The following is a 13,309-nucleotide window of genomic DNA, read 5'->3' on the forward strand; positions in this document are numbered from 1 at the left end:
GCCATGACCGACAGCCTCGGCGAAACCCTCGCGAAGCGTCTCGAAACCCTGAAGTCGAAACGCCAGGTGCACGAGCTCGTGTGGCGCAACTGCTTCATGCTCACCGATCCGGTGCGCGCGTCGGGTCTCGACGGCCCGATGATGGACGCGAACCAGATCGCGCAGGCGGTTTCGCTCATCTTCGACTCGACCGCGACCGATGCAAAGCGCACGCTGGAGGCGTCGATCATGTCCGGCATGACACCGGCCAACTCGCTCTGGTTCACCATGACGGTGAACGGCACCGACGACGAGGGCGAGCGCTGGCTCGACGAGGCAAGCGAGGTGCTGTGGCAGAACATCCACAGCGCGAATTTCGACAGCGAGGCAGCCGATGGTATCGCCGACTGCATGGCCGGCTGGTTCGCGCTGTACGTCGACGAGAACCGCGACACCGGCGGCTTGTACTTCGAGCACTGGCCGATGGCCGGCGTGTACTGCGCAGCATCGAAGCAGGGCGGCCCGGTCGACATCGTGTTCCGCTGCTACCAGCTGACCGCCGAGCAGTGCGTGACCGACTTCAAGCAGCGCGGCGACTCGCTGCCGCCCGAGATCATCGACAAGGCGAAGACGAAGCCCGACGAGCTGATCGATCTGTGCCAGGCGATCTACCCGCGCGACGTGTACATCGTCGGTGCGCTGCGCGCGAAGAACATGCCGATCGCATCGGTGACGTTCGCGTGCAACCACAAGTACGTCATCCGCGAGTCGGGCTATCACGAAATGCCAGTGATCGTCGCGCGCTGGAAGAAGATCCCGAACAGCGTCTACGGCGTCGGACCGCTGCTCGACGCGCTGCCCGACATCCGCACGCTCAATGACATCGTCAAGCTCGAATACGCGAACCTCGACCTTGCCGTGTCAGGCATGTGGATCGCCGAGGACGATGGCGTGCTGAACCCGCGCACGGTGAAGGTCGGGCCGCGCAAGGTGATTGTCGCGAACAGCGTCGACAGCATGAAGCCGCTGCAGCCGTCGTCGAACTTCCAGCTTGCCGAGACGCGCATCGAGAAGCTGCAGGGGCAGATCCGCAAGACGCTGATGGCCGACCAGCTGCAGCCGCAGGACGGCCCGGCTATGACCGCGACCGAGGTCCACGTGCGCGTTGACCTGATTCGTCAGCTGCTCGGCCCGATCTACGGTCGCCTGCAGGCCGAGTACCTGCAGCCCCTGATCGCGCGCTGCTTCGGTCTCGCGTATCGCGCAGGCGTGTTTCCGCCGCCGCCCGATTCGCTGGGCGGCCAGAACTTCGCCGTCCAGTACCAGTCGCCGCTCGCGCGCGCGCAGAAGCTGGAGGAAGTCTCCGCGATCGAGCGCCTGATGGGCGACCTGACCGTAATTGCGCAGGTCGACCAGACCGCCATCGACAACGTCGACACCGACGAAGCCGTGCGGCAGACCGCGAAGAACCTCGGCGTGCCGGACGCGATCATGCGGCCGGTCAAGGACGTCGCCGCCTATCGCCAGCAGAAGCAGGCCGCCGCCGCGCAGCAGGCGCAGCAGCAGATGGGAATGGAAGTGCAGGGCGACGTCATGAAATCGATGGGTAGCGCGGCCGCTGGCCGCATGGTGGCGAACCAGTGAAAGCGCATATCGAAGGCGCGCCCGTCGAGCAGCGCGCGACGCCGGACGACTACCGCGTCGTGTTCGAGAGCCCGGTTGGCGCGCTCGTGCTCGACGACCTCGTGCGGCGCTTCACTGGTGCCGTGTTCGTCTCGGGCGGTCAGGACGGCGAGCGCGAGACCACATTCCGCCTCGGCCGTCGCGAGACCGTCGAGCACATTTTGCGAATGATCAACCGCGCCAACGGCGCAGAACCCGAAGGAGAGTGACATGTCCGGCACCTCGCAACTTACCGGCAGCGGCTGGATCGCCTACGGCGCGCCGCGCACCGATGACAAACCGTACGGCGTGCCGTACTACAGCGGCAAGCCGCAGGACCAAGTCGGCGAGAACGGCGACGTGACGATCGATCCCGTGACGCTGACCGTCTACAAGAAGACGGCCGGCGCGTGGGCCGCGCTTGCGCCGAGCGGCGCCGTGACCGTGCAGAACTCGGCGGGCACCGTGACGCGCAACCTGACCGCGACGAACGGCGTCGTGACGCTGGCCGCTACCGACGCGATCGTCGCGAACGGAAACACGATGACGCTGCAGAAGTCGGACGGCACGACGTCGAGCGGCAACGCAACCCTCAACAGCCCGGCCACGGCGATCGTCGCCGCCGGCGCGCTCACCGCCGTGAAGGCCGCGGCATAACGGAGGTCTCATGTTCTTCAGGAAATTCGTGCTGATGGATGGCGCGGCTGGCGATGGCGGTAGTGCTGGCGGTGGTGGTGCAGCAGTCGGTGGCGGTGGCGGTGACGGTGGCGGAGGCGCAGGTGCCGCAGCTTCCGGCGGCGGGTCCGCGCTCGCTGCTGGCGCTGGTGCCGGTGGTGAAGGCGGCGCCGCTGCTGGTGGCGCTGCCGCGAGCGGCGCCGGCAACTTCGATTGGCTGCCCGAGAAGTACCGCGTGAATGGTGCCGACGGTGCGGTCGATCTGAGCGCGTCGGCGCAGAAGCTGGCCGGCGGCTACGGCGAACTGTCGAAGCGCATGGGCGACGGCGGCGCACCGCCGGCCACTGCTGCCGAGTATCAGGTCAGCGTGCCGGACCAGTTCAAGGACGCGGTCGGCGACCTGAATAACGACAAGCTGTTCACCGAGTTCCGCGCGGACATGCACGCGCTCGGCCTGTCGCAGAAGCAGTTCGACGGCGTGATGGCGAAGTACTTCTCCGTCGTGCCGGGCCTCGTGGCCGGCGGTCAGCAGTACAGCAGCGAGTCGGCAACGGCAGACCTGCGCAAGACCTGGAGCGACGACGCGAGCTTCCAGAAGAACGTGGGTCTCGCGTTCCGCGCGAGCACGGCAGTGGCGAAGGCCGCGAGCATGTCGTTCGACGATCTCGAAAAGGCCGGTCTCGCGAACAACCCGACATTCATCCGGATCATGGCCGCGCTCGGCCCCGAGTTCGCAGAGGACACGTCGAGCAACGGCAGCGGCGGCGGCTTCATGTCCGAGGACGACGTGAAGAAGCTGATGATCTCCGAGGCGAACACGAACCCGAAACACCCCGACCACAAGGCGACGCGGGCGCGGATCGACGCGTACTACAACCGCAAATACGGCGATACGCCGATCGTCTGACGACAAACAGCAGCAGCCAGCTTGCCCCGCTTCGGCGGGGCTTTTTTTTGCGTGCTCGATTTGGTCGGGATTCCGACAGGCACGTCGGCCGAATATGCAACGCATTCGGCCCGCGGTGGCGCGCGGATACCCGACAAGCCCGACGCTCAAGTTCGCCGACGCGAGCACGTAACACAGGCCCGGCAACGGACACCCTGAAGGCGAGAAGACAAATCCAAACCTTTGGGAGTTCTCTCACCATGAGCACGAACAACGAAACGATCACGCAAGCCTTCGTGCAGCAGTTCGCCGACGGCTACATCATGGCTGCGCAGCAGAAGGAGTCGCGCCTGCAGGCAACCGTCAGCAACTACGGCGACGTCACGGGCTCCAGCTTCACTGCGAACAACATGGGCGCGACCGAGGCGAACGACGTCACGTCGCGCCTGTCGGACACCGTCTGGAACGACAACCCGAACGACACGCGCGTCGCGCTGATGCAGGACAAGGACTGGTCGACCCCGATCGACAAGTACGACCTGCCGAAGCTGAAGGCGAACCCGCAGGGCACGTACATGCAGAACGGCTTGGCCGCGCTCAACCGCAAAAAGGATGCCGTGATCTACCAGTCGCTGATCGGCACGTCGATCACGCGTGCGGGTGAAGCGCTGCCGTACGGCTCGATCGCGCTGCCGTCCTCGCAGAAGATCCTCGACGGCGGCGTCGGCATGACGAAGGCGAAGCTGATCACGGCGAAGAAGCTGTTCCGCAAGAACGAGGCCGACGAGCAGAACGGCGAAGACCTGTACATGCTGTACGACGCCGAAATGCTGGAGGACATCCTGAGCGATACGACGCTCACGTCGGCCGACTTCATGGCCGTGCAGATGCTGCAGGACGGCAAGCTGTCGGGCCACTGGCTCGGCTTCACGTGGGTGCCGTACGAAGCACTCGCGACGAGCGGCACGGTGAAGACCACGTGCGCGTACGCGAAGTCGTCGACGCAGTTCGGTGTCGGTCTGAACCGCGACATCGACATCGGCCCGCGCCGCGACAAGCGCAACGCGATCCAGATCTATATCGGCGAATCGTACGGTGCCGTGCGCACCGACGAGAAGAAGGTCGTCACGATCGACTACCAGTTCTGAGCGTGATGTGACGGGCGGCGCAGCGCGCCGCTCCCCATCGATCTCGACACGAAACAGGAGCACATCATGGCAGAAACCAACTCGGTACAGATGGCGAAGGTGCTCGGCGCGCCGAACGCGAAGCTGCAGCCGAACGAAACCGGCGGCCGCTCGCGGATCATGTTCGGCCAGGTCACGTCCATCGCGGGCGCGATCGGCGACACGATTTACTTCGGTCGCATTCCGGGCGGCTCGCGCATCACGGCGGTGACGATCAACAACGCAGCGGGCACGGCGTCGTCCACGCTCTCGATCGGCGTGCGCAAGACCAGCGACAAGTCGGGCGCGGTTCCGGCCGGGCTGTCGGCGGCGACCGCGATCAACGCGGCGCAGGGCGTGTCGGCGCTGACCGGCTCGCTCGTGAACGCCGGTCAGACGTACGTGACGCCGTACGAAGTCGACGTCTACGGCACGATCGCGGGCGCCGCGACGCCGGCCTCGCCGGGTCAGCTGATCTCGGTCACGGCTCACTACGTGAACGACTGATCCGCGCCATTCCCGGCGCGGTGTAGGACGTATGCCGGGGGCGCTTGCTCCCGGCTTTTTTGTTTGAGGCCCGACCATGACCAGTAGCATTTCGATCTGCTCAAACGCACTGCTGCAGCTCGGCGACAGCCCGATCGCCTCGTTTACCGAGCCTACGCACCGCGCAATGGTGTGCTCGAACCTGTATCCGGAAGTGCGCGACGCAGTGCTTCGCGCGCACCCGTGGAACTCGTGCACGAAGCGCACAGTGCTAGCGCCGCTTGCCGAGAAACCGGCATTCGACTATCCGTATCAGTTCCAGCTGCCGTCCGACTGGCTGAAAACGCTGCAGGTCGGGTCCGCTGGGCGCTCGCTCAATTTCACGGCGGAGGGGCAGCGCATCCTCTCGTTCGAGCAAGCGCTTCCCTTCGTCTATATCTTCCGCAACGAGATCGAATCGACGTGGGAGTCGACGCTCATCGACGTGATGACGAAGGCAATGAAATCCGTTCTGGCATACCCGATCACTCAGTCGGCGGCGATGGCACAAACGGCGCAGGCCGAGTACGTGCTGATCATGAAGCAGGCCAAGGCGATTAACGGGCAGGACGACGACACCGAGACGATCGGCGATTTTCCGCTACTGGAGTCGCGCTTTTCCAGTTACACGACTGCGCCGGGCCGCGCGCCGGGGCGATAGAACATGGCCAAGGTCACCACGATCCAGTCGAATTTCAACGCGGGCGAGCTGTCGCCGCCGCTCGAAGGCCACATCGATCTCGACCGCTACTCGAACGGCGTGAAGACGATGCTGAACGCGGTGCCGCAGATCGAGGGCGGCGCTCGTCGGCGCAGCGGCACGCGGCAGATTTCGTCGACGAAGACGCTCGGCACGACGCGGCTCATCCCGTTCGTATTCAACAAGTCACAGGCGTACTTCGTCGAACTCGGCAACCAGTACGCGCGGTTCTACTCGATCGACGGCCAGATCCAGCAGGACGGCACGCCGATCGAGATTGCCACGCCATGGACCTCGGATCAGCTGTTCCAGCTGGAATACGCGCAGGGCAGCGACACCATGTTCATCGCGCATCCGTCGACGCCTATCAAGCGGCTCGTGCGGACGCTGCAGACGTCGTGGTTTCTCGGCGATGCGCCGTTCGACCCGGGCCCGATCGATGAGATTGGCGTGAGGCCAGCCGCGACGTTGAACCTTTCCGCGACGACGCCTGGTACCGCGACCGCTACGCTTTCCGCTGACGGCTTCCTGCCGAGCGACGTCGGCCGCAACATCGTCGCGGGCTCAGGCATTGCCGAGGTGACGGCGGTCGCGAGCACGACGAGCGCGACAGTGACGATTCAGGCATCGTTCTCGCAGTCGTCGTATGCGGCGAACGCATGGCGCCTCGATCAATCACCGTTCGTCGCGATCTCGCCGTCGAATAGCGGCCCGAGCGATGCGCCGGTCGCGTTGACGGCTGACGGCGATCCCGTGACGATCAGCACCTACTCGTTGACCGGCAGCACCATGACGATGACCTCGAACGGTCCTCACGGATACAACGTGGGCGACCGTATCGTACTGTCGGGCTTTCAGGGCAGCGGCATCGATGGCCTGTACACCGTGGCGACGGTGCCGAGCCCGACGACGTTCACCTTCACGTTTAACGGCACGCTCGTGCCCGGCGGCAGCATGGGCGCGGTGTACCTGTGGGGCGGCGGCCAGGCGTTCCGACCGATCGACGTCGGCAGCTATATCACGATGAACGGCGGCCTGATTCGCCTCGTGAGCTACGAAAGCCCGTCGCGTATGTACGGGATCATCGTCAAAGAGCTATCCGCGCCGCTGACGGCCCCGTCCAACGCGTGGTCGATGAAGTCGTTCATGTGGAACGCGATCGACGGATATCCCGCCGCGGTCAGCCTATATCAGCAACGCCTATATGCGGCTGGCTCGATTGCCTACCCTGAACGTCTCTGGGCGAGCGGCACGGGTCTCTACTTCGACTTCACACCCGGCACGAACGATTCGGATGCGTTCTCGTACGAGGTGTCGTCCGATCAGGTCAACCAGATCATGCACCTTGCGTCTTCGCGCATCCTGACTGTGCTGACGCAGGGCGAGGAATTCACGGTCGACGGTGGCTCCGCAGGCGCGATCACCCCGACGAACATCAACGTGCGAAGCCAGTCGATCTACGGAAGCGCGCAGGCGCGTCCCGTGCGGGTCGGGAACGAACTGATCTTCGCACAACGCGCGGCGAAGAAAGTCCGCTCGATGGCGTACGACTTCAATACCGATTCGTTCCGCTCGCAGAACCTGACGCGCATCGCTGCGCACGCGACCGGCCCGGGCATCGTCGACGTGGCTTTTCAGGCTGAGCCCACGCCCGTTGTGTGGATGGTGCGCAGTGATGGCGTGCTCGTTTCGATGACCTACGATCGTGATGAAGGCGTCTGCGGTTTTGCCCGCCACACGACGGATGGTTTGTTCAAGGCGGTGTGCTGCATTCCCGGGCCGGACGGAGACGTGCTGTTCGCCGTGATTCAGCGCGTCGTGAATGGCAACACGGTGCAGTACGTCGAGCGCTTCGACCCGACGATCCAGACCGATGCTGCGATCGTTGGCACGAGCGACGCAGGCGGCACCGTATGGACGGGCCTCGGATCGCTCGAAGGAAAGGTGTGCGACGTGAAGGCGGACGGCGTGTACATGGGGCAGTTCACTGTTGCAGGCGGACAGATCACGCTGCCGCGCCCCGCGAAGAAATTCGAGATCGGGCTGCACTACGACAGCACGATCGTCGCGCTGACGCCGAACCTGTCAGGCGGTCTCGGTACGTCTCAGGGCAACCAGCAGCGCACGGGCCGCGTGATTCTGCGTTTGCTCGATACGATCCGTTGCCTGGTGAACGGGCAGCCGATGGCATTCCGCGAGTTCGGCGAGCATGTACTCGACCAGGCGCCGCAGCCTTTCACGGGCGACAAGGACCTCACCGAATTCGGATGGGGCGCGTCGTCAGAAATCACGATCTCGCAGGACCAGCCGTACGACTGGTACGTGCTCGCGCTCCTGCGCCAGTTCACCGTCAACACGGGCTGACCATGATCCGCAACGCTACCCCTGACGACGTGCCCGTGCTGGTCGACCTCGGCGCGCTGATGGCCGCCGAGTCGCCGCGCTACCGGCGGTATCGGTTCTCGGCGCAGAAACTGGCCGCGCTGTTCGAGCGTCTGATCGCGAGCGAGGACGGCTTCCTGATGATGGCCGAGCGCGACGGCGCGCCGATCGGAGTCATGGCCGCGACCGTCATGGAGCACTGGATGTCCGAGGATAGGATCGCGTGCGACTTCGGCCTGTTCATCGATCCGGAGCACCGCGGCGGCATGCTCGCCGCACGGTTCGTGCGCACGTATCGTCAGTGGGCGCGCGAGCGCGGCGCGATCGATACGTTCCTCGGCATTTCCACTGGCGTTCACGTCGAACAGACGGCACGCTTCTACAAAACGCTCGGCCTCATCGAGGCTTCAATCACTTTCGAGGTGCCGCATGTGTGATCCGCTTACCGCCGCACTTTCCATCGGCGGCACGCTGATGTCCGCAGCCGGTTCTGTGCAGCAGGGCAATGCGCAACGGGACACCGCGAATTTCGAGGCGCAGCAGCAGCTAATGCAGGCCGATTCCACACAGGCGATGGGCTACCAACAGGCGAAGCGCATCCGCGAGCAGGGGCAAACGACGACCGGTCAGGCGACCGCGGCGCTTGCTGCATCGGGCGTGAACGTCGGCACGGGCACGTCCAACGACGTGCGGCAGCACATCGAGCAGAACACCGAAACCGACGCGCTGAACACCATCCTGAGCGCTGACAACAAGGCGACGTCGCTGCGCGGGCAGGCGCAGATGACGCAGGCCGCCGGGCAACAACAGCAGCGCGCCGGCAACATGGGCGCGCTCGGCTCGGTACTGTCGGGCGCGTCGAAATTCATCACCGGCTGGAAGTCTCTCGCCAGCTCGTAATCCGGAGGACACATGGCACGAATCCCCCTCGGCGATCCGGCAAGTGCGGTTGCGCAGCCCGCGCCGGCTGTTCAGGCTGACCCGAACGCGTTCGGCGCGTCAACGGGGCGCGCACTGCAAGGCATCGGCGACGCCGGCACGCAGATCGCGGCCGGCCTGTTCCAGCAGAAACAGAAGCTCGACGAAGACCTCGCGCGCACCAACGCGGCGGTCGCGTACCAGTCGCACGCGACTAACGTGCAGTCGGCGATGAAGACGGCTGGCGAGCAGCTCGCGAGCGGCGCGATTGACCAGCCGACCTACCAGCAACAGCTGGCCGACGCGCAGAAGCAGTCGTTCGACTCGACGATCGGCGCGCTGCCGGGCGGCCACTACAAGAACATCGCGACGACCCAGTCGGCCGGCCTCGATCGCACGGTCGCGCTCGGCATGCAGGAGGCGCTGACGAAGAACACGCAGCAGCTGATCGCGACGAACGCGGCGACGCTGCTCGACACCGCCGGCAAGAGCATCGCGACGAACCCGGCCAGCATTGACGGTACTGTGGCGAGCACGAAGCAGGCGTACCTGAGTGCGGCGGCGTCCGCCGGCATTCCGCAGCCGCGCGCGGCGCAGGTAGTTCAGGACTGGTCCGACAGCCAGTACGCGGCGCACGCGCAGTCTGCGGCGATCGCGGCGCGCGGCACGGGCGACCTCGGGGCACTCACGCAGCTGGAGAAGGATCTGACGTCGCCGGACGGCTACTACGCGGGCAAGCTCGACGCGAGCAAGCGCAATCAGGTGCTCGCATCGGTCGTCTCGAACCGGCTGTCGCTGGAAAACCAGATGAACAGCGAACAGCAGGCGCGCGAGCGAGAAGCTGTGACCGCGTTCAACCAGGGCACCGACCTGATGACGCAGGGCAAGCGCTTCAGCCCGGAATACATCCAGCAGCTCACGGCGGCTACGCGCGGCACGGAACTGGAAGGCCAGACGCAACAGCTGATCGCGCGCGCGGCGGCCGGCGCCGGCTTCTCGACGCTGTCCCTGCCGGAGATGCGCGCAGCGGTGCAGGCGAACGAAGGGCGGCAGATCACCGTGGGCACGGACCCCGTCGAGGCGGCCGCGATCAAGCAGCAGAAGCAGATCCTGACGGCGACCGATCAGGCGTACAAATCCGACCCGTGGAACGCAGCGCTCGAACGCGGCGCGATCGCTGGCGTGCCCGCGATCGACACGTCGGGCCTCACGCAGCTCGCGTCGTCGCTCGCGGCCCGCGCGCAGCTCGCGCCAGTCGTCGAGGACAAGGCCGGCCGCCGCGTGTCGCTGCTGACGCCCGACGAGGCGCGCGGCGTGCTGCAGACGGTCGACGCGCTGCCGACGAACACGAAGGCGCAGGCGCTCGCGCTGATCGGCCGATCGATGGGGAACGCGGCGCGCATCAATGACCTGGCCGAGCAGTGGAAGGACAAGAGCCCGGCCGCTGCACTCGCGATGAAGGCCGGCGCGGCCGATCCGTCCGGCGGCCCGCTGATGATGCAGAGCGGCATGCCCGTCGCGCAGTACATCCTCGACGGACAGGACGCGCTGGCGAACAAGCTGGTGAAGGTCGATCCGGCGGCCGCGACCGGCATGCAGGCCACGATCGCGAAGCAGATCGGCGACGCGCTGCCGCCGCAGCAGCTCGGCGACGCCCGCGAGACGGCGTATTTCGCCGCAGTGGCGAGCGCCCGAAAGAACGGCCGCGACGTGCCGAACTCGACCGACATCCTGACGGGCGTCAATGTCGCGACCGGCGGCCTGTCGAAGACCGGCGGCGTCGATCCGCGCGGCGACCGATACATGGCGGCGAAGCCGTGGGGATGGTCCGACGACGATTTCGACGGTGGCGTCAAGCAGGCGTCGATCGGAAACATCGAGAACCAGCCGGGCGGCCGACCCGTCGACAGCGTGATCGCCAACGGCATGAAAATTCCCGTCGATCAGTTCATGGAGAAGTTCGCCAGCTACCGCCTGCAGCGCGTGGGCATCGGTGGCACATACACGGTGCTGACCGGCGCACGGCCTGTCACCGACGCGAGCGGCGCGCCGCTGCTCATCCACCTCACGAAGCCCGTACCGAAGCGCTGATATGCCAATCGATCCCCTCTACGAAGACACGACGAGCGCCTACCTGACCGGGCAGGGCAATGTTCAGCTGCCGCCCGAGCCGAAGCCGCAACCGTCTACCGGCATCGGATCGCTAACACGCGCAGTAGGGCGCGGGCTTGGCGAAGCCGGCGCGAATCTCGGAGCGTTCTATGCGAATTCGAGCGCGGCCGTTGGTCAGCTCACGAACGATCCTGAATCCCTGACGTTTGACCCTGTCGCACTTCTTGCTTCGGACCAGCAGGAAAATATCAGGCGGGCAAAGTCTGGGCATCTTTTCGAATCACCCGTTGGTGGAACGTTCTACGATCTTGCTGCGACTTTCCGGCCCAACCCGACCACGACAACTCAGACAGATCAGATCGTGCAAGGGGCGGTGAGCGGTATTGGTCAGATAGTCGGCAGTGCCCCTATCTTCGGTCCCGCGGCGCCGTACCTTGGCGCAGCCTCGATCGGTATGGCGCGTGCCGAGCAATTGCAACGAGAAGGGGTTGACGTCGGGACGCGAACCCTCGTTGGTGGTGCCGAGGCAACCGTAGCGGCCCTCGGGGCGAGATTGCCCGTCGCAGGTACAACGCTCGGCCGCACAGCGACACTCGTCGCGGTTGGCGGTCCCGGTATGGCAGTAGCGCAGGCAGTCGCCGAGAAGTCGATATTGAGAAATGCAGGCTATGACCACCTCGCCGATCAGATTGACCCGCTCGACCCGACGAATCTAGCCGCGTCGCTCGCGCTCTCCAGCGTCTTCGGTGCAGCGCATGTCGGCGGCATGGCGATGACCGCGCGCGCCGCGCGCGCCGCCGATCCGGCTACGCCGTTGCCGACGCTCGACGTCGCCGTGCGCAAGCAACTGCCGTACGACTCGCCGATCCTTTCCTCGTACATCACGACGGCCGCGCAGCGCGAAGGCGTGCCGCCGGACCTGATGCTGGCGCTGATCCACGCGGGCGAGAAATCGAACAGCGGGCAGGTCTCGCCGAAGGGCGCGGCGGGCGTCGCGCAGATGATGCCGGAGAACCTGAAGAAGTTCGGCGTGACCGATCCGACCGACCCGGTACAGTCGATCGACGGCATGGCACGCTACCTGAAGGCCACGCAGGAGCAGTACGGCGGCAACGTGCAGGCGATGATCGCCGACTATAACGGCGGCCCGCGCCAGGCTGCCGCGGTGCTCCGCGGCGAGCGGCCGCCGGCTGCGGAGACTGCTGCTTACATCGACCGCGTGAACGACTACCTGACGAACCGCGTCGGCGACGATCTGCGCTTCAACCCATCCCCGCAGGAAGTCGACGCCGCGCTGATGGCGCGCGGACAGCGCATCGTCGACGACGCGTACGTGTTCGGCACGCCGGACGACGTGAACGGCATGGCCGCGCATCAGGACGCGTTCGAGCTTGCCGCGCGCCAGATGGACGACGGCAGCTATCCGGACGTCTCGCGATACTTCACGCCGGACGACGTGACGCGCGCGAACGCGCTCGAAGGGCTGATCGCCGACGCCGAGTCGTACCGCGGCGACCTTGCGTCGACGGCCTCGAACCTGGCCGATCCGGGCGCCGTCGCGCAGGCGCGCGCGGAACTCGACCAGCTGCGCGCGAACGCACCGGACACGTCACCCGACGGCGTCAAGGAACTGACGCGCCAACTGCAGGCCCAGGGCACGAAGTACAGGGCCGCGGCGGCCGAGGCGCAGCGCCGTATCGACGCCGCGCAGGCCGACCACGAGGCGCAGGTCGCGCGGCTGGAGGGCATGATTCGGCAGAACGCCGAGGCGCAGCGCGCGAGCGATCAACTGCCGACGCTCGACTCGCAGATCGAGCAGATGCGCACCGCGCGCGCTGGCATCGACGTACCGGCCACGCGCCGCACGCAGATCGCCGATTTCGTCGCCAGCATCGCCCGTGCGCAGCGCGAGGCAGACCGCGCACCGGCCGTGCGCCGCGCCGAGGCGGCGCAGCGTAACGCCGATTTGACCGCGGCGGCCGTCGAGCAGACGCCCGATGTCACAAGCGGAGCGGCCGCCGCGCGCGCGCCGTCGAGCGCCGACATTCTGGCCGCTGCGGTGCGCGACCTGACCGGCGCGGGCGAGCCCGCCGCGCGGCCGACGTCCGCCGTCGAGTCGAACCTGCGCGAGGCTGCGGCGGCGACGCCCGACGCACAGGTCGAATTCGACGCCACGGCAGGAGAATTCCGCGGCTCGCTGCGCGACGCGCTCGATACGATCGACGCCGAGCACGCTGCGACGATGGCTGACGCCCGTCTGATGGAAGTCGCGGCGAACTGCTTTATCACCACTCTGGGGTAATC

General features: G+C 66.1%; 13 protein-coding genes. All 13 read left to right on the plus strand.

Annotated features, from left to right (window positions below; translation table 11 throughout):
• The first annotated feature begins 3 nt into the window (after window positions 1–3).
• Window positions 4–1,623: a portal protein gene (locus SY91_RS08805; protein ID WP_185920844.1), complete on the plus strand. Its 1,620-nt coding sequence runs from the start codon at window positions 4–6 to the stop codon at window positions 1,621–1,623.
• A complete protein-coding gene (locus SY91_RS08810) occupies window positions 1,620–1,871 on the plus strand; it encodes a hypothetical protein (protein WP_260632394.1) in 252 nt (83 codons plus the stop codon). Before SY91_RS08805 ends, SY91_RS08810 begins: the two co-directional genes overlap by 4 nt.
• A gap of 1 nt (window position 1,872) precedes the next feature.
• Window positions 1,873–2,298, plus strand: a complete 426-nt coding sequence (locus SY91_RS34980; RefSeq protein ID WP_260632395.1) for a hypothetical protein — start codon at window positions 1,873–1,875, stop codon at window positions 2,296–2,298.
• Window positions 2,299–2,336: 38 nt separating this feature from the next.
• On the plus strand, window positions 2,337–2,555 hold the full coding sequence (locus SY91_RS08820; protein ID WP_185920845.1) for a hypothetical protein: 219 nt from the start codon (window positions 2,337–2,339) through the stop codon (window positions 2,553–2,555).
• A complete protein-coding gene (locus SY91_RS08825) occupies window positions 2,552–3,223 on the plus strand; it encodes a hypothetical protein (RefSeq protein WP_185920846.1) in 672 nt (223 codons plus the stop codon). Before SY91_RS08820 ends, SY91_RS08825 begins: the two co-directional genes overlap by 4 nt.
• 239 nt (window positions 3,224–3,462) lie before the next feature.
• Entirely contained in the window at window positions 3,463–4,350 is an 888-nt protein-coding gene (locus SY91_RS08830; RefSeq protein ID WP_185920847.1) for a phage capsid protein, read from the plus strand.
• A gap of 66 nt (window positions 4,351–4,416) precedes the next feature.
• Window positions 4,417–4,875, plus strand: coding sequence for a hypothetical protein (locus SY91_RS08835; protein ID WP_260632396.1), 459 nt, complete (start codon window positions 4,417–4,419; stop codon window positions 4,873–4,875).
• 76 nt (window positions 4,876–4,951) lie between these two features.
• Window positions 4,952–5,554: a hypothetical protein gene (locus SY91_RS08840; protein ID WP_185920848.1), complete on the plus strand. Its 603-nt coding sequence runs from the start codon at window positions 4,952–4,954 to the stop codon at window positions 5,552–5,554.
• A gap of 3 nt (window positions 5,555–5,557) precedes the next feature.
• Entirely contained in the window at window positions 5,558–7,957 is a 2,400-nt protein-coding gene (locus tag SY91_RS34985; RefSeq protein WP_260632397.1) for a hypothetical protein, read from the plus strand.
• Between the two features lie 29 nt (window positions 7,958–7,986).
• Entirely contained in the window at window positions 7,987–8,412 is a 426-nt protein-coding gene (locus SY91_RS08850) for a GNAT family N-acetyltransferase (protein WP_185920849.1), read from the plus strand.
• The gene (locus SY91_RS08855) at window positions 8,405–8,875 is read left to right on the plus strand and encodes a hypothetical protein (RefSeq protein ID WP_185920850.1); all 471 of its coding nucleotides are present in this window, start codon (window positions 8,405–8,407) and stop codon (window positions 8,873–8,875) included. Before SY91_RS08850 ends, SY91_RS08855 begins: the two co-directional genes overlap by 8 nt.
• A gap of 12 nt (window positions 8,876–8,887) precedes the next feature.
• Entirely contained in the window at window positions 8,888–10,984 is a 2,097-nt protein-coding gene (locus SY91_RS08860) for a hypothetical protein (RefSeq protein WP_185920851.1), read from the plus strand.
• A gap of 1 nt (window position 10,985) precedes the next feature.
• Window positions 10,986–13,307: a lytic transglycosylase domain-containing protein gene (locus SY91_RS08865; protein WP_185920852.1), complete on the plus strand. Its 2,322-nt coding sequence runs from the start codon at window positions 10,986–10,988 to the stop codon at window positions 13,305–13,307.
• Window positions 13,308–13,309: the final 2 nt, after the last annotated feature.

Source organism: Burkholderia cenocepacia, assembly GCF_014211915.1.
GTDB classification, from domain to species: domain Bacteria; phylum Pseudomonadota; class Gammaproteobacteria; order Burkholderiales; family Burkholderiaceae; genus Burkholderia; species Burkholderia orbicola.

Coding starts and splice junctions, on each gene's coding strand:
- SY91_RS34980 (WP_260632395.1), top strand. CDS start 1,873: ATGTCCGGCACCTCGCAACTTACCGGCAGCGGCTGGATCGCCTACGGC.
- SY91_RS08865 (WP_185920852.1), top strand. CDS start 10,986: ATGCCAATCGATCCCCTCTACGAAGACACGACGAGCGCCTACCTGACC.
- SY91_RS08820 (WP_185920845.1), top strand. CDS start 2,337: ATGGCGCGGCTGGCGATGGCGGTAGTGCTGGCGGTGGTGGTGCAGCAG.
- SY91_RS08835 (WP_260632396.1), top strand. CDS start 4,417: ATGGCAGAAACCAACTCGGTACAGATGGCGAAGGTGCTCGGCGCGCCG.
- SY91_RS34985 (WP_260632397.1), top strand. CDS start 5,558: ATGGCCAAGGTCACCACGATCCAGTCGAATTTCAACGCGGGCGAGCTG.
- SY91_RS08840 (WP_185920848.1), top strand. CDS start 4,952: ATGACCAGTAGCATTTCGATCTGCTCAAACGCACTGCTGCAGCTCGGC.
- SY91_RS08860 (WP_185920851.1), top strand. CDS start 8,888: ATGGCACGAATCCCCCTCGGCGATCCGGCAAGTGCGGTTGCGCAGCCC.
- SY91_RS08830 (WP_185920847.1), top strand. CDS start 3,463: ATGAGCACGAACAACGAAACGATCACGCAAGCCTTCGTGCAGCAGTTC.
- SY91_RS08855 (WP_185920850.1), top strand. CDS start 8,405: ATGTGTGATCCGCTTACCGCCGCACTTTCCATCGGCGGCACGCTGATG.
- SY91_RS08805 (WP_185920844.1), top strand. CDS start 4: ATGACCGACAGCCTCGGCGAAACCCTCGCGAAGCGTCTCGAAACCCTG.